Consider the following 21765-nt stretch of genomic DNA (forward strand, 5'->3'; position numbering starts at 1 on the left):
TGATGATCGATTACACCGTACTCAAGCTGATCTGGTGGGTGCTCGTCGGCGTGCTGCTGATCGGTTTCGCCTTCTTCGACGGCTTCGACATGGGCACGGCCACGCTGCTGCCCTTCCTCGGCAAGACCGACGCGGAACGCCGCGTCATCATCAACACCGTGGCCCCCACGTGGGAAGGCAATCAGGTGTGGTTCGTGACGGCAGGCGGTGCGATGTTCGCCGCATGGCCGCTCGTCTACGCCGCAGCGTTCTCGGGCTTGTACTGGGCGCTGTTGCTGGTGCTCTTCGCGCTGTTTCTGCGTCCGGTCGGCTTCGACTACCGCAACAAGCTGCCGAGCGCACGCTGGCGCAATTCGTGGGACTGGGCGCTGTTCGTGGGTAGCGTGGTGCCGTCGCTCGTGTTCGGCGTGGCCTTCGGCAATTTGCTGCTGGGTCTGCCGTTCTCGTTCGACAACACCATGCGCTCGACGTACACCGGCTCGTTCTGGGCGCTGCTCAATCCGTTCGCGCTGCTATGCGGCCTGGTGAGTGTGCTGATGCTGGTTACGCACGGCGCGGCCCACCTGCGCATGAAGGCCGATCCGGTCGTGGCCAAACGCGCGGGACGCATCATGCGCCTCACCGCGCTGGGCACGCTGTTGCTGTTCCTCTTGGCAGGTGTGCTCGTCGCCACGCACGTCGACGGCTTCGCCATCACGCAGATGGGCCCGACCGACTCGCCGGCCAACCCGCTGCTCAAGCAAGTCACGACCGGCCCCGGCCTGTGGCTCACGAACTATCACACCTATCCGTGGATGATCGCGGCACCGGTCGTCGCCTGCCTGTGCGCCCTGCTCGCGGCACTGCTCGCAACCAGCCGGTCCTACGCATGGACGTTCGTCGTCACCGGGCTGATGATGGCCGGCGTCATCCTCACGGCCGGCTTCTCGATGTTCCCGTTCGTAATGCCCTCGGCCACGGCGCCGGGCAGCAGCCTCACGGTCTGGGATGCCACGTCGAGCCAGCTCACGCTGCAAATCATGCTGATCGCCGTGGTCGTCTTCCTGCCCATCGTCCTGCTCTACACCGGCTGGGTGTATCGCGTGGTCCGCGGCCGCGTGACGATCGAGACGGTCAACGACAACCCGCACACGATGTATTGATCAAGGAGTCGCGACATGTGGTACTTCTCTTGGACTCTCGGCCTCGGCCTCGCACTCGCGTTCGGTATCATCAACGTGATGTGGTTCGAAGCACACGACGACCTCGAACGCCGCAGTCAGGAAGGTAACTGACCCTGACTGGCGGGAAGCAGAAATAAAAATCGCGCCCCAAGGGGCGCGATTTTTTATCCTTCAGCGTCTTGTCCATCCGCCCGTCGGCCGTGCGGCATCGACCCGCTTCATAGACTCCGCTCGCTCAGCTCAACAACGTCTTCAGATCCTTGGCCATCGCGTCGACCGGCTCGTCCGGACGCATGAACAGGCGCAACTGACCTTTCGGATCGAAGATGTAGATGCCGGCGGTGTGATCGATGGTGTAGTTGTTCGGCGTCGAACCTTCCACCTTATTGACCACCACGCGGAACGACTTCGTGACTTCCTTGAGCGCGGCGTCGTCTGCCGGGCGCAGGCCCACGAACGCCGGGTTGAACGCCGGCACGTACTGGCCCATCAGTTCCGGCGTATCGCGCTGCGGGTCGACGGTCACGAAGAGTACCTGCACGCGCTGCGCGTCGGCACCGAGTTTCTGCATGACCTGATTGAGCTCGGCCATCGTGGTCGGGCAGACGTCGGGGCAATGCGTATAGCCGAAGAACATCACCACCGCTTTACCCTTGTAATCGGCGAGCGTGCGCGTTTTGCCTTGCGGGTCCTGCAACGAGAAGTCTTGCGCGAACTCCTTGTTCCCGGTGATATCGAGACTCTGGAACGTCGGACCGTCTTTGCCGCACGCGACGAGCAGCACGGTGAGTCCCATCAGCAACATCGCACGACGCAACCAGATGACAGCAAGATTCATGAACGAATGACCCCAGGATGTATGGAAAAAATGCCTTCCGAAAATACAACAGGCGCGCCGGTCAGAAATACCGTAACGCGCCTGTCATCGTGACTCACACCGCCACGGGCAAACTCCCGCTATGCCCGCCCCCCCCCCAGCGTCAGCCGAGCAGGAAGATCTGGACATAGTGATCGACCAGCAGCGCCGCAAACAGCAGCGACAGATAGACGATCGAGTAGCGGAACATCGAACGCGAGAGCGCATCGGAATAGTTGCGCCACAGCTTGATCGCGTACCCGAGGAAGATGCCCGAGAGCACAACCGCCGAGACAAGATACAGATAGCCGCTCATGCGATGCGCGAACGGCAGCAACGACACCGCGAACAGCACCACGCTATAGAGCAGGATTTGCAGGCGCGTGTACTTCTCGCCATGCGTGATCGGCAACATCGGCAGGCCCGAATTCACGTAATCCTGACGGCGATAGAGCGCGAGCGCCCAGAAGTGCGGCGGTGTCCAGACGAAGATGATGAGCACCAGAATCCACGCGTCGGCCGGCACGGCGCCGGTGGCAGCGGCCCAGCCGAGTGCCGGCGGCATCGCGCCCGACGCACCGCCGATCACGATGTTCTGCGGCGTGGAAGGCTTGAGGATGACGGTGTAGATCAGTGCGTAGCCGACGAACGTGGCGAGCGTGAGCCACATCGTGAGCGCGTTGGTGAACGTGTAGAGCACCACCATGCCGGCCGCGCCGAGGATCGTCGAGAAGACGATGATCTGCCACGGGGCGATCTCGCCGCGCGCGGACGGACGCCACGCGGTGCGGCGCATGAGCGCGTCGACGCGTTGTTCGATCAGACAGTTCACGGCAAAGGCGGACCCGGCCAGCAGCCAGATACCGATGGTGCCGCCGATCAGCACCTGCCACGGCACCATGCCGCGTGTGGACAGGAACATGCCGATGACGGCGCAGAAGACGGCGAGCTGCGTCACACGGGGCTTGGTCAACGCCCAGTACTGTGCGATACGGCTAGACGGCGGATGGGGAAGGGTCGTGCTTTTCATACACTCAGAGGCAATGCGCTACGCCGAGCCAGTCGGGGCGCCAGCGAGTGGTGCAGCCGGCTCCGCTGACGGGAGGGGCTTCTGGCGGGCCGGAAGGTCTGCCTGATCCGTCAGGCCGGCCGCAATGGACGCCGCCGTTCTGGCGGCGCGAATGCGGTAGTTTAACATAACGAGCAATAGCAGCAGGACGGCCGCCCCGCCGTTATGTGCGATGGCGTTGAGCAGCGGCCATTGGAAAACGATGTTCGACAATCCCGTCGCGAATTGCACGAACACCAGTATCAATACCAGCATAGACGGTTTTCTGAGCGCGGCATGATGCCGCAGCCGGGTCGCCAGCCACGCCAAATACAGCACGACCGCCACCGCGAACGTCCGGTGCACCCAGTGAATCGCCACGAGCGCGTCCATCGGAATCACCTCGCCACCGGCCGTTTTGCCCAGCTCACGCCAGAGCTTGAAGCCGTTGTGGAAGTCCATCGGCGGCACCCACTGTCCCTGACACGTCGGGAAGTCGGTACAGGCCAGCACGGCGTAGTTGGTGCTCACCCACCCGCCGAGCGCAATCTGGAACACCAGCAGCGCCAATCCGATCAGTGCCGCCCAGCGCCAGCGCAACGCGCCCGGATCGGCCGCCACGCTCGTCTGTGACATTTGACGCGACGCCAGCCACCCAAGCGATCCGAGCAAAGTCAGCGCTAACATCAGGTGCGTGGTGACGATCACCGGCTGGAGCCTCATCGTGACGGTCCATGCGCCGAACGCACCCTGCACGCACACGAGAATGAATAGCCACGTGGCGAACCAGGGCGATTGCTTGAGTTCGCGCCGCTTCACCCACGCCATCACCATCAGCACGATGATGAGCACGCCCACCGACATGGCGAAGTAGCGATGGATCATCTCGATCCATGCCTTGACGAACGTTACCGGCCCGGTGGGCAGCAGCGACTGCGCGGCGTGAATGTCCGCATGCGCGGCGAACGGCGACGACGTGCCGTAGCAACCCGGCCAGTCGGGGCACCCGAGCCCCGAATCCGTGAGCCGCGTGAAGCCGCCGAACATGATCAGGTCGAGCGTGAGAAAGGTCGTCACCCAGGCCAGCTTGCGGTACTTGTTCGCATCGCGGCGCAACAGCACCCAGCCGAGCGGCAGCACGGCAATACACAGGCCGATGAAGCCCAGTTCCAGAAGGTAAAGCATCGGTTTTACGTCAGTTCTTCGTCATCTCCCGTGCGCCGTTGCGCCCGGTCTCACTTACATTGCGGGGCGTGCCCGTTCAACCCGTTCCCGACCATTTGAGCAGTCGGGACAGATCGCTCTTAATCTTGCCCGGATCGGCGTTTTTCGGGAACGCCATCATCAGGTTGCCCAACGGGTCAACGAGATAGATATGGTCGCGCAGCCCCGTACCGTCCTGCGTCGGCAGCCACGACGCCAACGCCACCGGATCGGTCCGCAGACGGCGCGTGTCTTCATACGCCGCGTCGAGCTTGTCAGACACCGGCGCGTCATCCGTGACCAGCCACAGGGTATCCACACGCGTACGCTCGTTGCCCTGTAACACGCGGATCTGTCGCATGTAGAAGAGCTTGCTTACGCAATTCTCGTCACACGCGGCGGTGTCCGCGCTGATCATCAGCCACTTGCCCTTGAGCGACGACAACGGCAGCATCTCGCCCGTCTCATCGTCTCGCACCAGCAGCGCGGGCAGCGGCCGCTGCGGTTCGATCAACCTCCCATAGGCCGACGTGCCGCCCTGCGGCTTGAACACGTAATACATCAGGTACGCCGCCACCGCAGGCGCCGCACACACCACGAACAGCAGCACCAGCATGCGCCGCGCACGGCGTCGTTGCATGGGATCGATAGCGGGGCTTCCCGTGCGTTGGGAACTCACGTCTGTATTCATGCTCGCCTCATGCCCGCTTGAAAGGGTCGGTGGCTGTCGCCAGCCGGCGTCCGCGCCGATAAGCCAGACGAAGTCCCAACAGCGCGAGGATCAGCGACATGCCGAACCATTGCGCCATATATCCATAATTGCGATCCGCGCCGTTCGCTGGCGCAGGCCAGTCGCGCAGCAGATGATCGCCCGTGTCGTTGGTCTGCATGACGACGAACGGTTGCAGCGGCAGCGACGTCTCACGCGCGTAGTCCGCCACGTCGAGATTCTGACGAATGACCAGTCCTGCCGCCGAACCACCCTGGCCCAATTCGAAGGCGCGCGACGCATCAGGCTGCGCGATGCCCTCGATGGTGATATCGCCCGCAGGGGTCGCATACGGCATGATCGCCGCGCGATCGCGCAAGTCGCGCGGCAGCCATCCGCGATTGACGAGCACCACATGGTCCGGTGCCGTCTGCAACGCCATCACCACGTAAAAGCCGGGCAATTCGTTGCGCGGACGATTGTCCAGATACACCACCCGGTTCTGCAGGAAGCGACCCGTGACACGCACGCGCCGATTCACCACGTCGCTCAGCGAATAGGTCTGTGCGCCCAGCGCGATGACCGGCGCATGTTCGGCCTGCTCGATCAGTGCCTGACGTGCCAGACGCATCTGCGCGCGCTGATACTGCCACGCGCCGAGCGCCGCGGTAAGCATCACGCCCAGCAAAATCAGCAACGCCGGTACCGGGCGCATGCCACGCAAGAGAGTTTTCAACGCGTACATTCCTTGTCTGGCAGCGCAATGAACGCCGGCGCAATACACTGCATTGCAGCATGCCAGCGCGTGCCCGTTGCCCGATAATGGCGAATTCCCGTCATCGGACAAATCATGCGCATCATCGTTGCCATCGCCTTCGTCCTGATTCTTGGCAGTCTGGCGTCCGCATTGTTTTTCATGATGCGGGACAAGGGCCGATCAAGTCGCACCGTGCATTCGCTCATGGTGCGCGTCGGCCTGTCGGTGACGCTGTTCCTGCTCATCCTGTTCGCCAACTGGATGGGCTGGATTCACAGCACGGGCATACGATACTGAGTCCCGCGCCGCACGCCTGCGGCAAATCGCCGCACCCCATCCCCGCTGTCCGTCATCGCTCCACGTAACGCTTGCGGCCATCGCGCGGCGCCGTGACTTCGGGCGCCTCACCGGCTGTGCGACATAAGGCCGCATTCGGCCGCCCTCCCGTCGCTGTCGTGCGCAAAGCCCCCACTGCTCTATCGGGTGACGACAGCGTCTGCAAATGGAAACGCCGCCGGAATCCGGCGGCGTCCCGATCGTTTTGCCGGTCCCGGCGTCAGAGCCAGTAGACCACGACGTACAGGCCCAGCCAGACCACGTCGACAAAGTGCCAATACCAGGCAGCGCCTTCGAAACCGAAGTGATGCTCCGGCGTGAAATGCCCTTTCATCAAACGAATCAGCATGACGCTGAGCATGATCGCCCCCAGCATCACATGGAAACCGTGGAAGCCGGTAAGCAGGAAGAAGGTCGAGCCGTACACGCCCGAGGTGAGCTTCAGGTTCAGTTCGGTGTAGGCGTGGTGATACTCGTACGCCTGGAAGCCCAGAAACACGAAGCCCAGCACGACGGTGGCGAACAGCCAGAAGATCGCACTGCCGCGATGGTTCGCGCGCAGGGCGTGGTGCGAGATCGTGAGCGTGACGCCCGACGTCAGCAACAGCGCCGTGTTGAGTGTCGGGATCGGCCACGGGCCCATCGTCTCGAAGGCATCGACGACACCGGCCGGGCCGGTGTTCGGCCACACGGCGCTGAAGTCGGGCCACAGCAGCTTGTTGTCGAGATCGCCGAGCCACGGCATTGCAAGCGTGCGGGCGTAGAACAACGCGCCGAAGAACGCCGCAAAGAACATCACCTCGGAGAAGATGAACCAGCTCATGCCCCAGCGATAGGACGCATCGATGCGCTTGCCGTACAGCCCGCCTTCGGACTCGGCAATCGAATCGCCGAACCAACTGCGCAGCACCCACAGCACCCACAGCAGGCCGGCCAGCGCCGTCCACGGTGCCCACGATTGACCGTTGACCCACGCGGCGGCCGAGCCGAGCACCACCAGCAAGCCGACACTGCAGCTCACCGGGTGACGCGAGGGGGCCGGCACGAAGTAGTAAGGCGCCGTTTGGTGTTGACCGCTCATACTTATCTCTCCAGGCTTGGTTCTCTTTATCTATGCCATTCACGTCGCGAGCCGAATGGCGAGCTTCGCCAACAGCACCAGCGCCACGACAAACAGGATGCCCCCGATCAGTCCCGCCAGGATCAGATGCACAGGGTTGAGCTGCGCCATGTCGCGGTCGTGATCACGCCCTTTACGCACGCCGAAAAACGACCAGAACACCGCCTTGACGGTCTGGACGAATGACAACTTGCGCTGAGTCGCCTCTTTCAGGTCATCCATTGCTGCCCTTGCCTCCTCCTGTCGCTCCTGTGCTCAACTTGCCGTTTTGCGCATCCGCCGTGGCGTCCGCGCGCTGATTGGCATCATTCTTGCCGAGATCGAAAAAAGTATAGGACAGCGTGATCGTATTCACATCCTTGGGCAGCTTCGTGTCCACCACGAACACCACCGGGAATTCCTTGGCCTCTCCGGCCTTGAGTGTCTGTTGCGTGAAGCAGAAACACTCGATCTTCTTGAAGTAGCTCGCCGCCTGCGCCGGTGCGTAGCTCGGAATCGCCTGCGCACGAACTTCATGCGGCTGCTGGTTCGCCACTTCGTACTCGATGGTCGCCATCTGTCCGGGGTGCACCGTCAGACTGCTCTTCGCCGGCTTGAAGCGCAGCGGTCCCTGCGCGTTGGCATCGAACTCGACGGTGATCGTGCGGCTTTCGTCGATCTGCGAGTTGCGCGCCGCAATCTCGGTCGTGCGATCGCCCAACTGGTTGATGCCCACGAGATCGCAGAATGCGCGGTAGAACGGCACCATTGCGTAGCCGAAACCGAACATCACCGCGACCAGCAGCAGCAACTTGCTGAAGGTACGCACGTTGATTCGTCGCAAACCGCCCATATTCGCCTAGATGGCTCCCCGTTCAATGGTGTCTATGCCGTGCGGCGTTCTGGCCTCGTGGCATCACCGGGTGCCCCGCCGCATTGGCGAGGCGTCCGATTCAAATACCGCCCATCAGCTTGGTCTTGATCATCACCCCGACGAAGAAGACCACCACGACCGAGGCGAGAATCAGCCCCGTGCGCAGGTTCTTCGCTCGCTGTTCGCGACTGGCTGCCATGTTCAATGCACCTTCGGCGGCGTCTCGAACGTGTGGAACGGTGCCGGGCTCGGCACGGTCCACTCCAGGCCTTCCGCACCATCCCACGGCTTGGCTTCGGCGGCCGGGCCGCCGCGCCACGTCGGCAGCGCCACGAAGAACAGGAAGTACACCTGCATCAGGCCGAAGCCGAAAGCGCCGATCGTCGCGAGTTGGTTGAAGTCCGTGAACTGTGCCGGGTAGTCGGCATAGCGGCGCGGCATACCGGCCAGCCCCAGGAAGTGCATGGGAAAAAACGTCACGTTGAACGTGATGAGCGAGCCCCAGAAGTGGAACTTGCCGCGCCACTCGTTGTACATGTGGCCCGTCCACTTCGGCACCCAGTAGTAGAACCCGGAGAAGAGCGCGAATAACGAACCGGCCACGAGCACATAGTGGAAGTGCGCCACCACGTAGTAAGTGCCGTGCATCTGAATGTCGAGCGGCGCGAGCGAGAGCATCAGGCCGGTGAAGCCGCCCATCGTGAACACGAAGAGGAAGCCGACGGCGAAGAGCATCGGCGACTCGAACGAGAGCGAGCCCTTCCACATCGTGGCAACCCAGTTGAAGACCTTCACGCCGGTCGGCACCGAGATCAGCATCGTGGCGTACATGAAGAAGAGCTGGCCTGTGACCGGCATGCCCGTCACGAACATGTGGTGCGCCCACACCATGAACGACAGAATCGCGATCGACGCCGTGGCGTACACCATCGAGCTATAGCCGAACAACGGCTTGCGCGAGAACGCCGGAATCACCTGCGAGACGATCCCGAACGCCGGCAGAATCATGATGTACACCTCCGGGTGTCCGAAGAACCAGAAGATGTGCTGATACATGACCGGATCGCCACCGCCCGCCGCGTTGAAGAACGACGTGCCGAAGTGACGATCCGTGAGCAGCATGGTGATCGCGCCGGCGAGCACCGGCATTACGGCGATGAGCAGATAGGCGGTGATCAGCCACGTCCACACGAACATCGGCATCTTCATGAGCGTCATGCCCGGCGCGCGCATGTTCAGGATGGTCACGATGATGTTGATCGCGCCCATGATCGACGACGCCCCCAGAATGTGCGCACCGAAAATCGCCAGATCCTGGCCGGGGCCCATCTGCACCGATAGCGGCGCGTACATCGTCCAGCCGGCTGCCGTGGCGCCACCCGGCACGAGGAACGACGAGATCAGCAGCAGACCGCCGACCGGCAGCAACCAGAAGCTGAAGTTGTTCATCCGCGCGAAGGCCATGTCCGACGCGCCGATCTGCAACGGGATCATCCAATTCGCGAACCCCACGAACGCCGGCATGATCGCGCCGAAGATCATCACCAGCCCGTGCATGGTGGTGAGTTGGTTGAAAAACTCCGGACGAATGAACTGCAAGCCCGGTTCGAACAATTCCGCACGGATCATCAACGCCATCACGCCGCCCGAGAGCAGCATGACGAACGAGAAGATCATGTACATCGTGCCGATGTCCTTGTGATTCGTCGCGAACAGCCAGCGTCGCCATCCGTGCGGATGGTCGTGCGCGTGATCGTCGTGACCCGCCACGTGATCGTGAGTGATGGAACTCATACCCAATCTCCTTCCTCGAACTGGTCGAACGACACTTAACTGTTCTTCGCTGCGCCAGCGTCGGCAGCCCCTGCGGCATTCGCCGACTTGTTGCCACGCGCTTCGCGCACCTGCGCCGGCTGAACGACGTCACCGGTCTTGTTGCTCCACGAGTTGCGCTCGAACGTGATGACGGCCGCAAGCTCCACATCGTTCAGATGCGACCAGTTAGGCATCGCATTCTTGCCGTGCAGCACGATGCTGATGTGGTCTGCCACCGGGCCGTTCACGATCTTGCCGCCATCGAGCGCCGGGAATGCACCACCGCCCTTGCCGTTGGGCTGGTGGCACACCGCGCAATTCGACGCGTAGACCTTCTGGCCGCGCTCCATCAGTTCCTGCACGGTGTACGTCTTGTTCGGATCGTCGGCAGACGCCGCCATCTGCTTCTTCTGCGTATCGACCCACTTGTTGTAATCGTCTTCGGAGACCACCTTCACCACGACCGGCATGAACGCGTGCTCCTTACCGCACAGCTCGGTACAGAAGCCGCGATACTCGCCGACCTTCTCTGCCTTGAACCACGTGTCGCGCACGAAGCCCGGAATCGCGTCCTGCTTGATACCGAACGCGGGCACGTAAAACGAGTGGATCACGTCGTTGGCCGTAGTGATGAGACGCACCTTCTTGTTGACCGGCACGACCATCGGGTTGTCGACTTCCTGCAGATAGGTGTTGCTCTTCGGCGCCTGGCCGTCGATCTGACTGCGCGGCGTGGTGAGCGTGGAGAGAAACCTGATGCCTTCGCCTTCGCCCTTCAGGTAGTCGTAGCCCCACTTCCACTGATAGCCGGTCACTTTGATGGTGATGTCGGCGTTGGTCGTGTCCTTCATGGCGACCACGGTTTTCGTGGCGGGCAGCGCCATCAGAATCACGATGACGAACGGCACGATCGTCCAGATCACCTCGACCGTGGTGCTCTCATGAAAATTCGCGGGTTGATGGCCCTTGGATTTGCGGTGCTTGAAAATCGAATAGAACATCACACCGAACACCGCGATGAAGATCACCAGACAGATGATCAGCATCATGGTGTGAAGGCTGTGAAGCTCTTGCGCGAGTTTCGTGACCGGCGGCTGGAAGTTGAGTTCGTTGACGGCCGGCCCCCCCGGCATATCGGTGACCGCCGCCAGTGCCGGAGCGCCGGCGAGCAGTGAGGCGCCCGCAAGGAAAGCCGCCAAGGCGTGTTTCGTTTTTTTCATAGCTTCCTTACCCAAAATTACCATCCAAATCCTCCCTGGCGGTCGCCCGAGATCGTCTCCATCTCTCAGGCCTGTTGGGCAAGACAACGGCGCAGCTCGCGCGCAAACGTTTCGCGGCGATGCGGCGCAAGATAGGCACCGACAGTGACCGAGCGGCTACCCGAGCGCAAAACAACGCGCGTACGTGGCGGCTTCTCGATGTCGATGCGCACCCAGCGTGGATTGAACTCGTACTGCGTCAACCTCTGTGCTGAACGTTGCTCGACCACAAGGCTCACAGGCGACAACCGAATGACCTCGTAATCTGTGGCATGCCGGGCATGAATGACAAACGCAACGCCCACCACGAACAAGTCCAGGCCTGTGAACGGCAAGACCAACCACCCACCGCGCCACGCCGCAATCAAGGCAACACCCAGTGAAACGGCGGCCAACGACAGGTAGAACAGGACAAACTGGCGCGGCGATATCGCGCAGTTGCGCTTGTGCGTCCATTCCTTCGTCACCGATTCAACGTCGGAGGAAGAGGCTGCGAGCATCGCCGTCACCCGTGGGGCATCTTGGGTCTTTCATGTCCGACGGCCGGGAACCAGTTGCGTCCGGGCCGCGACAAACTGCCGCATTATAGAACGCGCATTCTCGAAGCGACAACATTGATACCGAGTATTTGGCGCACCATAGCATCCTCTTGAACTCATTGATGCAAAAGGGAAATCCGGTTAATCCCCTAGCTGAAAATCCTGACAGCCAGGCGACTACGGGATACTCCCTATGCGTCGCCGGTTTGACACGTTGCAACACGACACGACTCGTTGCGGTGTCCTGAATACCCGAACCGCACTCACTCGTGAACGATGCTCCCCCGTCGTCAAACGCCTTTCCCTCGAATCGCGCGACGCGCCCCGCGCATCATCGCCTTCGCTGCGATGCGGGATTCGTCCGATATCCGTTATCACTAGACACTGCGCCGGGTTCCGCATGCGACGTTATGTCGCGCCCGGCGAGCGTGCGTGACACACGCTCGCGCGGCAAACCCTCGCGTCCCGCTCGGCGACCCTCGATGCGCGCGTCCATATCACGCATGCTACAAGCGAAACATGTTCCCTACATCGATATGTCATGCGTGCCACGCGTTGCATCACTCCCCGCTCGTTTGCCGACGGTCTGAGCGCCTTGCACTCCGTCACCGACTTCGATGCCTTGCGCGCGCTGTTGCAAGCGTTATGCAGTGCGCTCAGACATTGCTATTTCAGCTATCGCGGACATTTCCCCTTGCCGGGAGGAAAGCTGGCGACACCGCAACTCGGTAACCTGCCCGCTGCATGGCAAAAGCACTACGACGCCCAGCAGTACGCAAGCATCGACCCGGTGCTGTCTCGGGCGCACAGACAACTCACACCCGTCGAATGGATGCCTGCGCTATACACCTCGCCCGAGGCCCGGCAACTGCTTCGCGACCAGCATGCCGCGGGTTTGCGCTCGGGCATCACCTATCCGGTATTCACCCCGTCCGGGGCATCGGGGACATTGAGCCTGTCCTCGTCGCGTCGTCCGCCCCGCCATCCGCGCACCCCCGGTGCACACGCCTGGACACAGCACGGAGGCGCCGTGCTGGCGATGCATGTGCATGAAGCTGCATGGCGTATCGTGCAACGCGACGCCGCGCGTCACCATGCCCTCGTACTGACGCCACGCGAACGCGAGTGTCTGCGTTGGGTGGCACGCGGCAAGACTTCGTGGGAGATCGGACGCATCCTCACGATCTCGGAACACGGCGTCGTCTTCCATTTGCGCAGCGTCATGCGCAAGTTCGACGTGTCGAGCCGTCACCGGGCGGCGAAGCTCGCCAGCGATTACGGGCTGCTCGACGACTTCGCCTCAGCGGGTCCACAAGTCGTTACTTCCGCGCCGCAAGGTCGGCGAGCGTCTTGTAACGCGTCAACGTGAAAGTATCGCTGGCGGTATTCACAAACGATCCGCCCCCCAGCCGTCCGACCGGACGCAACCCCTGCAAATCCACCTGATGGGTGACCGGGTCGAGCAACGCGTCGTCAACATGCGCCGCCAGCACCGTGCCGAGCACGACCCATCCTCCCCCTGGGGCGGCACTGATTTCGATGATGTCGCGCACGCGGCACTCGTACGCCACTGCGGCCTCGAGCACACGCGGCGGCCGCACGCGCGACGACGGCACCGGGGTCACGCCCGTCAGATCGAATTCCGACTCGCCTGCGGGCAGCGGTGCTGCCGAGAGATTCACGGCGTCGATACACGACGCACTTGCCACGTTCACGACGAACTCGGGCACGGCCTCGACATTGCGAAGGGTGTCCTTCTTTCGCTTCGGCGCGGGGGGCACTACCGGGCAGAACAACACCGTCATCGGCACACAGCACACCCCCATGAAGTAGGCATACGGCGCGAGATTCGGCCGCCCCTGCGCATCCACCGTGCTGATCCACGCGATGGGACGCGGCAGGATCGTACTCATCATGAAGTTGTAGATGCTCGCTTCGTCGAGCGTCGCCGGATCGAGTTCCATGTCGCTTCCCAGAGTTGTGGTGCCTGCCCGGCCGTCTGCGGGCACACGTTAATTTGTCGTTGCCAGCCCTGCCAGACGCAGAACATCGTTCGCACAGCCCCACGACAACGTGAAGCCGCCGCCCCCGTGACCATAGTTGTGAAGCAAACGCGGATGACGCTCGTCGACCGCCACTCTTGCAACACTTCGCATCGGCCGGAATCCGGTGCGAGCCTCGATAACGCGCAACACAGCGACCCCCTCACACAGTTGGGTACAACGACGCACGATGTCGGCGATTTGCCGGTCGCCAATGACGGTCGACGTCAGCTCCGGGTCAGCGGTGCCGCCGAGAACGATGTCGTCATCCCGCTCCACGATGTACGTCGGCGCTGCCGGATCGGAGTCGTCGATGAAGCAACCACGCACCGCAGCGTCGCGCCAGGCACGCAACACAATGGCGCGAGAGAGCGACAATGCGTTGTCGCCGAACTGCCGGCTGCCGTAACCACAGCAATTCACCACGTAGTCGGCGGCGTCGAACAGCGATGCCGGATCGTCGACACGTCGCTGCTCGAAACGCCCACCGAGATCGAGGAACATGTTCATCAGGTAACGAAGATAGATCGCCGTGTCGGTGACGGGCACGGCCATGCGATAAGCACATGCGAAACGTGACGGCACGTCGGTCTCCGGCAGACACGTGAGATCGCTGGCGCACTCGGCCCACCATGGCACACCCGCGTCTCGCCGGAAATATTCGGTGAGCGTTCGCATGAGCACGCCCGACGACGGGTCGGCAGACATGCGAACCATCGTCGCGTACGTCTGACGGGCTCGTTCGAGATAGACGAAATCGGGTGCCTGATAGAACGGATGCCAGATCGCTGCGGCGAGTGCCGACGTTGTCTGCCCCGGCCCTTCCGCAGCGTGAATAGCGACGTCGCATCCCGCCAATGCCATCGTCACGGCCGTCGTCAGGCCACTGACACCGGCGCCGATGACGATGATGCGTTGCCGCGTCACGTCTGCCCCTCCCCACGACAATGCCGGCGTTCTTCGGGGATGCCGCGAGGCACAGCTTCGGCATAATCTTGCAGGTGCCCTGGCGCCACACTGTCAAAGTCTTGCGGGGCCTTCAGCCCCGTTCCCGTGCCGAGCAGCACTACCCGCGACCCGGCCTGGATTCGGCCGGTAGCGAGACATTCATGTAGCGCAGCATATCCCGCGGCTGTCGACGGTTCGAACCATAGCCCGAAGCGCCGCGCCAACGTTTGCGACGCGGCAAGAATGCGGGCATCGTCCAGCGCGACGCATGCGCCGCGCGTTACGCGCAACGCGTGCAGCGCCGCGAAATGATCGCGAGGGCGGCTGACGGATAGGCTGTCGGCGACCGTTTCCGGACTGACAACGGTGGGAGACTGAGGCAAAGCCGTGTCTTCATCGTCGTCCTGCCAATCGCGCGTGATGCTGTTCGAACTATCGGCCTGCGCCGCGAGCAAGCGTGGCACCGCAGACGTGATGCCCAGTGCATAGAGATCCAGGAACCCCGCCGCGATTCCGGAAAGAATATTGCCGTCGCCCGTCGGCACGACCACCCAATCCGGCACACACCAATCAAACGCCTCCGCCATCTCGAACGCGCAGGTTTTCTTGCCTTCACGCGTGAAGGGATTGATGCCCGTATTGCGGCAGCACACACCGGCATCGTCGGCCATCCGTTCAGCGATCTCGAACGCATCGTCGTAAGTTCCGTCGATCTCACAGACCTTTGCGCCATAGGCGCGGATCTGCGCGAGTTTGACGAAAGGCGTGCTGGTCGGCACGACAACGGTCGCCGACATCCCCTGTGACGCGGCGATGCACGCCAACGACGCACCGGCATTGCCTGTCGACGCCGCTACGGCATGTGTACATCCCGCGCGCTTCGCGACGGCCAACACCACTTCGGTGGCGCGATCCTTGAGCGATCCGCTGGGATTGCGCGCCTCGTCTTTCACCCAGAGATTGACACCCCCGTCGTCGCCACAGTCGATCAGCGGCGTTCCCCCGACGACCAATCGACTGCCCCAGCGGGACTCGACGGGCAGGAGCGCACGGTATCGCCACATCCCTCGGCCGCGAAACGTGCTCACGATATCCCGCGCCGACGGCACCTCCCCATTGACCTTGCGTTGGATGCGCAGATTTTGTCCGCACAAGTGGCAACGATAACGGATCGCGCCCCAGGACTGCGGCGCCGCGCATCTCACACACGCATAGCGATAAGAGAAGCATGACGTCACGCGAGGCACCCTGGATTCAGTAAATGCGCCATCACGGCGTTCTGCGCATGAAGCCGATTCCCGGCTTGCTGAAAGACCCACGACGACGGGCCGTCAATCACGTCGTCCGTCACCTCTTGCCCTCGGTCTGCGGGCAGGCAATGCAGATACCCGGCGCCCGGTGCGGCAAGTCGCATCACGTCGGCGTCGACACGCCAATCTCGATGGCGCTCGAAGGTCTCTCGCATCGCCGTCTCGTCGACTTCATCACCGTGGCGCACCGGCAAATGCGCGAGGCTGCACCACGATTTCGCATAGACGGCATGCGCATCGGCCACCCCGTCGCGCAGGTCGTGAGTGACGCGAATGCTTGCGCCGGTCTGCTCGGCAAACTGCGTGGCCGCCTGCATGACTTGCGGATCGAGACCGAACGACGCCGGATGGGCAAGCGTGACATCCATCCCCGCTTTCACGGCGGCGAGCAGCAGACTCTGCGGCACCGCCACGGGCTTGTGCCAGCTTCCGGAGTAGGCCCAACTGATGCAAAGCCGCCGCCCGGCGAGTCCTCCCAATTGCTCGCGCATCGTCATCACGTCGGCAAGCGCCTGACACGGATGAAAGCGATCGCACTCCATGTTGATGATGGGCACCCGGCTCCATTGCGAAAACGCCTCGAGATGACGATGTGCCGCGCCGTACACCCAACCGGCCGGCGCGCCGTACATGCGAATGGCAATCGCATCGCCGTAGGACGAAAGCACCCTCGCCACATCGGCGATACGCTCTGTCGAATAGGGAATCTCGGCCTCAGGCAGTGCTGGCGTATAGATTCCGTGATGCGGATCGAGCACGATGGCATGCCCGCCCATTCGCGACAAACCGGTCTGGAAGCTGCTGCGCGTGCGGAGTGAGGCGTTATAGAAGAGAAAGTAAATCGTCCGGCCGCGCAACGCGTCTTCGGTGCACCGCGGATATCGACGCTTGAAGGAAAGTGCCGCGTCGAGCAGCGCACGATAGTCCGGCGCGCTCATGGTCAGATCGGGGGCAAGCCAGTTGCGAGTCACGTATCTCTCCTGATCGTCTTTCAGTAATGCTCCCGAGACAGCATCACGCTGCCTGTCGTGTTTGACGCCATCTCGCGGACATGCGCTTACCGCAGTACCCACCGCACCCGATGGGTTATCCCGTCAGGGAGGACGCCAGCAGCTCACCCTCTGTGCAAAGTGCTCGGCACAGGACAGGCCCAACCGTTCGAAAAGACGCCGTGGCACGAGCGCCGCGTCCATCATCTGCACGCCCACTTCCAACGGATCGGTGCTTTCCCGGATCACGAGATCGGCTTGCGCAGCATCGAGCCCGATAGCGCACAAGTGGTCTCGCCACGCGGGAAGCTCGGGGGCGAGAAACGCCATCATCAGATCAGGCAGAAGCGCATCGAGAAACGCACGCTCGCCAGCCGACAGCGACGGCACCCACTCACTCGCAAAGCGGACGAACGCGGCCTGATGCCGCATCTCGTCCGATGCGTGATCGCTCAGCAACACACGCACGGGTGGATAAACGTCGTCGCATGCTCCCGCTTGACGCAGCGTGCCGGTAATCAACGTCTCGGTGACCGATGCCGCCGCCACGATGGACATTGCGCGATGCGTCTCGGGGGCCGTCTCGCACAACGCCAGCACGCGAACGACACTCGACGACGGCCCTTGTCCAAGCACGTATCCCGTATGGCGCTGCAGATGCCTGCGAAAGCGCTCCATCATCCACGTGTGAAACCCCTCGTCCGTGTAGATCGCCAGCAGGTCGTCCCGGCTAACTGATGCAATGCCAGACACGTCGAGCATCTGTTCGATAGCCCGATTGACGATATGCAGCTCGACCCGCTCCGTCTTGTTCAGGTAGTCCGCCAACCGTAGCGCGCTCAATTGCTGCCGGGCGGCCTGTCCACGTTCGCGGACCATCGGATGCCTGGCGTAAGGCATCAACGCCACGTTGAAGAACACCTGATCGGGTCGCAACGGCGGGAACGGCGCCTGCGTCGCACGACGAGCGACGGCCGCCACTTCCCGCCACGGCCGTTGCCCATGATCGCACCCGCTGCCACCACCTGGCACGGGTTCGGCGCCGTCCGGCAAACGTGGATCAGACATGGGGGGAGGCAGAGACGGCTGGCGCCGGATCATGCTCGGCCAGCGATATCAAACTGGCCCGTTCCGGCCCGAGTCCAATCCCGGCCAGCGGCGCACCGATGTGCCGCTCGACGAAATCGACAAAGCCGTGCATCGCGGCGTCGAGCGTTCCCTCACGCCCGAGCGTGAGCGAACGCTCGTTCAGCCCGGGATAAATCATCACGTCCGGCATGACCTCGCTCGACAACACGTCAGGATGCACGCGCATCGGTACGCCCTGATACGCCGAATGAAAATAATGCGTCAGGCAATCGACCTTATTGAGATACACGCAGTCCACCGCGTGCGCCTTGATGACCTCTCGCAACTGCGCGAGGTCAAGCATGCCGATCCGACGCGGCCGTCCGGTTCCCGTGCCGTACTCGCCTGTCAGCATTCGAAGTGCAGTGCCCACATCGAACGGATCGTTGGAGCGCAGTAGCTCGTCCGGCGAGTAGCGCACTTGCTCTTCCGCTGCACCAACGTGTGACTGCGACGCGCCGTGGCAGTACTGTGCCGAGCGCTCGCCGCCCAGTTCCGAAGGAAACGGGCCTCGCCCGACACGCGACATGATGGCTTTCGCCACGCCAATCGTTCGACGGTGATACTTCGGCGACAGATCCCCCCCTACATAGGCGTAGGCCGGTACGGTGTGGCTCGACGTAACGTACGGCTGGCTGCCGTCGACGACGTCGAGCAACACCGACTGCGCCCCTTCGAACAACACGTTGGCACCGTCCTTCACGCGATCCGTGAGCCATCCGCGATCCGGCTCGATGTACCCCCGCAAGGTCTGCGTGACCTTCGGCAGGCCCAACAACATGTCCGACATTTCGGCGATCCACGGCGACGTGCCACCTTCCGCATTGATCATGCGCGTGAGCACGTCTCGCATCGAGGTGATGGTGTCCGCTTCGTTCTTCAGCAGATCTCCGAGCATCAGATTGACGCGTGTGTCGTTGCGCACGCGCATGGCACGATCTGCATAGCACGGCCCGATGCCGTTGCCCGTGGTGCCGATCGTGCCGCTCCCGCGCCGATCCATCGCGATGTGGTGCGGCTGCACAAGTGCTGCGCGCGCGCTGATATGCAGCCGGCCTTCGAGCGAGATACCCATCTCGCGCAACCGTTCGATCTCGTTGGCCAGCTTCCAGGGGTTGAGGGCGCACCCCGACCCGATGTAGAGCGTTGCGTGCGGATGAAATACGCCGGATGGCAATTGCTTGAGCGCGATGCGTCCGGAGGGCGTGTCGATGGTGTGCCCCGCGTTGGCACCGCCATTGAAACGGGCGATCACGTCATACCTCGGCGCGAGGGCGTCGATGATCTTCGCCTTGCCTTCGTCGCCATACTGCAAGCCGACGAGTACATCGGCGAAACCTTCGGCGGATTGCGAGGCGAGGTGGGAGGTGTGAAGCGAGGGGCTGGAGGATACAGAGGTCATGCGCGTTGCATATCGTAGAAAAATTGGGGAACCGGTGCTTGCTGCGCCGCCAGCCGGTCGTAGACCCAACGTCCGACGGCAATGTCGAGAATGCCCAGGCCGAAGGGGGAAAACACGATTGGCCGGTCACGCGCCGGAGGCTCGCCACCACAAAGCAAATGCGGCAGCGATGTGGTGACGAAGCGCCGATGGCCAGCCTCGACCTCCGTGAGATGAAGCGAGGTCATCGCGCGCAGGCAATGATCGATGTCGTCGACCACGTTGTAAGACTCGAGAACAATCGCGGGCGCGAGGTCGCGCAGCGAGAGATGCAGCACGATTGGGCAATGCGAGAACCAATCGGGGTTCTCGAGATAGGGCGACGCCGCCGTTGTGGTGAGCACGATGACGTCGGCCGCGCGAATGGTGTCTTCGAGCGACGCCTCCGGGCGAGCTTCGTAACCGAGGCGCTTCCCGATTCGGGTCGCAAGCGACACCGCATAATCGCTGTTCAGATCGTGCACCGTCACCTCGCCGATCGGCAGCGTCGCGAGCGGCAAACACTCGGCCACATGACGCGCGATAACGCCCGCGCCGACAAACGCCACGCGCAGGTTTTTCGACGATGCCTGCCTCGTGGCGGGCGCGTTGTTCGCGAGGCAGCGTAGCGCACTAATTGCACTGGCCGCCGTGCGCGCCGCGCTGATGATGCTCGCTTCCATGCACGCCATCGGATAACCGGTCGTAGCGTCGTTCAGAATGAGGACAGCCGATGCGCGCGGCATTCCACGCTCGACGTTCTCAGGAAAACTCGATATCCATTTGATGCCGGTGACGCCATCGCCATTACCGTCGCGATCACGAATGTGCGCCGGCAGCGCGATGATTCGATTGCGTTGTCCGTCGGGAAAACGGAGAAACTGACTTTCCGGATTCACGGTACGGCCGGCGTTGTGGGCTCGATATGCCGCTTCGACCGTATCGAGAACGGCAGACTTGCTCTGCCCGATGGCAGCATCAATCTGCTCCCCGGTGAACACGCGGAATTGCGGTAGCGGCAATGCATTCATAGCAATGAAGGGCTCACGATGTCGAGGGTGTGGGATGCCCCGCGTGGCGCACCGGAAAGATCGTCAACGCTGGCAGCGGCCCAGTCTGGGTCGTAGAGAGTGTCCAGATACTTGTCGCCCATGTCCGGTGCGATGGCGACAACCGTGTCGTTGGCCGCGATGTCCCCCGACGACATTTGCACGGCGCGCAACACGCTGCCCGTCGACCCGCCCGCCAGAAATCCGCGTGCGGCCAGCATGTGACACATGCGCAGTGTGTCCGCTTCGGGGATGTGGACGATGGCATCAGGAGGCTCCGCCTCCAGCGATTCGCACAGCGGCGGGCGACAGCTTGTCCCCAGTCCTGGAATGCGTCTCGGTCCCGGCGGACCACCGAACGTGACGGAGCCGACGGCATCCACCGCGATGATGCGCGTCGGCAGTCGATGCGCTCGCACGTAGCGCAAGCATCCGATCAATGTGCCGGTCGTGCCCGCGCCGACGAACAAATGGCCGGCATCGGGATAGGCCGCGAAGATTTCAGGCGCCGTCCAACGGTAGTGCGCCCGCCAATTGCCGGGATTGGCATATTGATTGACCCACACCCATCGCGCGTCGCGCGCCACTTGTTCCCGGATCCACGCGATGCGTGTACCGAGATATCCGCCCTGCGCATCGCGACGCTCGACGCACACGACGTGGGCGCCTGCCGCTTGCATGGCGCGGACGGCCTGACGCGAGGTATTGGGATCGGTCACACAGGTGAAGCGGTAGCCGCGATTCGCACACACCATCGCCAACGCCACCCCGAGATTTCCGGACGACGACTCGACGATCTGCGTGTTCGCGTGAACGCGCCCCGTCGCTTCCAAATCTTCGATCAGTTGAAGCGCCGTCTTGAGCTTGATGGAACCGGCCGGATTCAGTCCCTCCAGCTTGAGGTGAACCGCGGCGAGACACAAACCGCCAATCGCCGTGAAGACGGGAGCCGTCGGTTGCAGGAACGCGCCACCGACGCGCAACGATAGGCCATCGCGCGTTCTTTCGCTTGCTTCGGGCCCGACCTGCGGCGGCACCGCCAACGTTTCGTGCTGATACCCCACCCCCACCTCCCGAAGTCCCGCCCGAAGGCGACGCAATGGCGTGGTGAAGGGATTGCGGTTCGCAAGGGCCTTCGTTCATGCACGCCGTGAAGCGTCATTTAAGCGAACCGGACGAGCGCGGAACACCTGCATAGTCGTGTAGGACGCAGGATGCGGC

General features: G+C 62.6%; 23 protein-coding genes and 1 pseudogene. 4 read left to right on the forward strand and 20 right to left on the reverse strand.

Annotation, left to right across the window (positions count from 1 at the left end):
* Positions 1–5: 5 nt before the first annotated feature.
* Complete coding sequence (gene cydB, locus PHO31112_RS00440) at positions 6–1142, forward strand: cytochrome d ubiquinol oxidase subunit II (RefSeq protein WP_150619220.1); 1137 nt, start codon at positions 6–8, stop codon at positions 1140–1142.
* Between the two features lie 15 nt (positions 1143–1157).
* A complete protein-coding gene (cydX, locus tag PHO31112_RS00445) occupies positions 1158–1274 on the forward strand; it encodes a cytochrome bd-I oxidase subunit CydX (protein ID WP_010804780.1) in 117 nt (38 codons plus the stop codon).
* Positions 1275–1398: 124 nt separating this feature from the next.
* Here cydX and PHO31112_RS00450 read toward each other — a convergent pair whose 3' ends face one another.
* The 5 genes from PHO31112_RS00450 to PHO31112_RS00470 form a co-directional block, all read right to left on the reverse strand.
* Entirely contained in the window at positions 1399–2001 is a 603-nt protein-coding gene (locus PHO31112_RS00450) for an SCO family protein (RefSeq protein WP_150618689.1), read from the reverse strand.
* 142 nt (positions 2002–2143) lie between these two features.
* Complete coding sequence (gene cyoE / locus PHO31112_RS00455) at positions 2144–3049, reverse strand: heme o synthase (RefSeq protein ID WP_150618690.1); 906 nt, start codon at positions 3047–3049, stop codon at positions 2144–2146.
* A gap of 18 nt (positions 3050–3067) precedes the next feature.
* Positions 3068–4252, reverse strand: a complete 1185-nt coding sequence (locus PHO31112_RS00460; protein ID WP_150618691.1) for a COX15/CtaA family protein — start codon at positions 4250–4252, stop codon at positions 3068–3070.
* A gap of 76 nt (positions 4253–4328) precedes the next feature.
* The gene (locus tag PHO31112_RS00465) at positions 4329–4961 is read right to left on the reverse strand and encodes an SCO family protein (RefSeq protein WP_150618692.1); all 633 of its coding nucleotides are present in this window, start codon (positions 4959–4961) and stop codon (positions 4329–4331) included.
* Between the two features lie 7 nt (positions 4962–4968).
* Positions 4969–5694, reverse strand: a complete 726-nt coding sequence (locus tag PHO31112_RS00470) for an SURF1 family protein (RefSeq protein WP_150619221.1) — start codon at positions 5692–5694, stop codon at positions 4969–4971.
* Between the two features lie 135 nt (positions 5695–5829).
* Here PHO31112_RS00470 and PHO31112_RS00475 point away from each other — a divergent pair, with 135 nt between their 5' ends.
* Complete coding sequence (locus PHO31112_RS00475) at positions 5830–6033, forward strand: twin transmembrane helix small protein (protein ID WP_010804774.1); 204 nt, start codon at positions 5830–5832, stop codon at positions 6031–6033.
* 259 nt (positions 6034–6292) lie between these two features.
* Here PHO31112_RS00475 and PHO31112_RS00480 read toward each other — a convergent pair whose 3' ends face one another.
* The 7 genes and pseudogenes from PHO31112_RS00480 to PHO31112_RS00505 form a co-directional block, all read right to left on the reverse strand.
* Positions 6293–7153 (reverse strand): cytochrome c oxidase subunit 3, encoded by an 861-nt coding sequence (locus PHO31112_RS00480; protein WP_150618693.1) that lies wholly within the window; start codon positions 7151–7153, stop codon positions 6293–6295.
* A 39-nt stretch (positions 7154–7192) separates the two neighbouring features.
* On the reverse strand, positions 7193–7414 hold the full coding sequence (locus tag PHO31112_RS00485) for a DUF2970 domain-containing protein (protein ID WP_150618694.1): 222 nt from the start codon (positions 7412–7414) through the stop codon (positions 7193–7195).
* Entirely contained in the window at positions 7407–8024 is a 618-nt protein-coding gene (locus PHO31112_RS00490; protein WP_150618695.1) for a cytochrome c oxidase assembly protein, read from the reverse strand. The genes PHO31112_RS00485 and PHO31112_RS00490 overlap by 8 nt, the downstream gene beginning before the upstream one ends.
* A 100-nt stretch (positions 8025–8124) precedes the next feature.
* Positions 8125–8244, reverse strand: coding sequence for a cytochrome oxidase small assembly protein (locus PHO31112_RS27380; RefSeq protein ID WP_217426996.1), 120 nt, complete (start codon positions 8242–8244; stop codon positions 8125–8127).
* Between the two features lie 2 nt (positions 8245–8246).
* Entirely contained in the window at positions 8247–9839 is a 1593-nt protein-coding gene (ctaD, locus tag PHO31112_RS00495; protein WP_150618696.1) for a cytochrome c oxidase subunit I, read from the reverse strand.
* A gap of 38 nt (positions 9840–9877) precedes the next feature.
* Positions 9878–11104, reverse strand: a pseudogene (gene coxB, locus PHO31112_RS00500) (cytochrome c oxidase subunit II); the annotation flags it as partial.
* Positions 11105–11145: 41 nt separating this feature from the next.
* Complete coding sequence (locus tag PHO31112_RS00505; protein WP_150618697.1) at positions 11146–11619, reverse strand: DUF2244 domain-containing protein; 474 nt, start codon at positions 11617–11619, stop codon at positions 11146–11148.
* Between the two features lie 580 nt (positions 11620–12199).
* Here PHO31112_RS00505 and PHO31112_RS00510 point away from each other — a divergent pair.
* The gene (locus PHO31112_RS00510; RefSeq protein WP_150618698.1) at positions 12200–13027 is read left to right on the forward strand and encodes an autoinducer binding domain-containing protein; all 828 of its coding nucleotides are present in this window, start codon (positions 12200–12202) and stop codon (positions 13025–13027) included.
* Here the strand turns inward: PHO31112_RS00510 and PHO31112_RS00515 are convergent.
* The 8 genes from PHO31112_RS00515 to sbnA form a co-directional block, all read right to left on the reverse strand.
* The gene (locus PHO31112_RS00515) at positions 12978–13622 is read right to left on the reverse strand and encodes a flavin reductase family protein (RefSeq protein ID WP_150618699.1); all 645 of its coding nucleotides are present in this window, start codon (positions 13620–13622) and stop codon (positions 12978–12980) included. The two genes, PHO31112_RS00510 and PHO31112_RS00515, sit on opposite strands and share 50 nt — an antisense overlap.
* A gap of 48 nt (positions 13623–13670) precedes the next feature.
* On the reverse strand, positions 13671–14627 hold the full coding sequence (locus tag PHO31112_RS00520) for an FAD-dependent oxidoreductase (protein ID WP_174995436.1): 957 nt from the start codon (positions 14625–14627) through the stop codon (positions 13671–13673).
* Positions 14624–15736: a threonine synthase gene (locus PHO31112_RS00525; RefSeq protein WP_150618701.1), complete on the reverse strand. Its 1113-nt coding sequence runs from the start codon at positions 15734–15736 to the stop codon at positions 14624–14626. Before PHO31112_RS00525 ends, PHO31112_RS00520 begins: the two co-directional genes overlap by 4 nt.
* 146 nt (positions 15737–15882) lie before the next feature.
* The gene (locus PHO31112_RS00530) at positions 15883–16929 is read right to left on the reverse strand and encodes an ornithine carbamoyltransferase (protein WP_150618702.1); all 1047 of its coding nucleotides are present in this window, start codon (positions 16927–16929) and stop codon (positions 15883–15885) included.
* A 123-nt stretch (positions 16930–17052) separates the two neighbouring features.
* A complete protein-coding gene (locus PHO31112_RS00535) occupies positions 17053–18015 on the reverse strand; it encodes a diiron oxygenase (RefSeq protein ID WP_174995438.1) in 963 nt (320 codons plus the stop codon).
* Positions 18008–19477, reverse strand: coding sequence for an adenylosuccinate synthetase (locus PHO31112_RS00540; protein ID WP_150618704.1), 1470 nt, complete (start codon positions 19475–19477; stop codon positions 18008–18010). Before PHO31112_RS00540 ends, PHO31112_RS00535 begins: the two co-directional genes overlap by 8 nt.
* Positions 19474–20526, reverse strand: coding sequence for a 2,3-diaminopropionate biosynthesis protein SbnB (gene sbnB / locus PHO31112_RS00545; protein WP_150618705.1), 1053 nt, complete (start codon positions 20524–20526; stop codon positions 19474–19476). The genes PHO31112_RS00540 and sbnB overlap by 4 nt, the downstream gene beginning before the upstream one ends.
* The gene (gene sbnA / locus PHO31112_RS00550; RefSeq protein WP_246177586.1) at positions 20523–21608 is read right to left on the reverse strand and encodes a 2,3-diaminopropionate biosynthesis protein SbnA; all 1086 of its coding nucleotides are present in this window, start codon (positions 21606–21608) and stop codon (positions 20523–20525) included. Before sbnA ends, sbnB begins: the two co-directional genes overlap by 4 nt.
* Between the last annotated feature and the right edge of the window lie 157 nt (positions 21609–21765).

The sequence above is a fragment of the Pandoraea horticolens genome (assembly GCF_902459555.1).
Classification (GTDB): domain Bacteria; phylum Pseudomonadota; class Gammaproteobacteria; order Burkholderiales; family Burkholderiaceae; genus Pandoraea; species Pandoraea horticolens.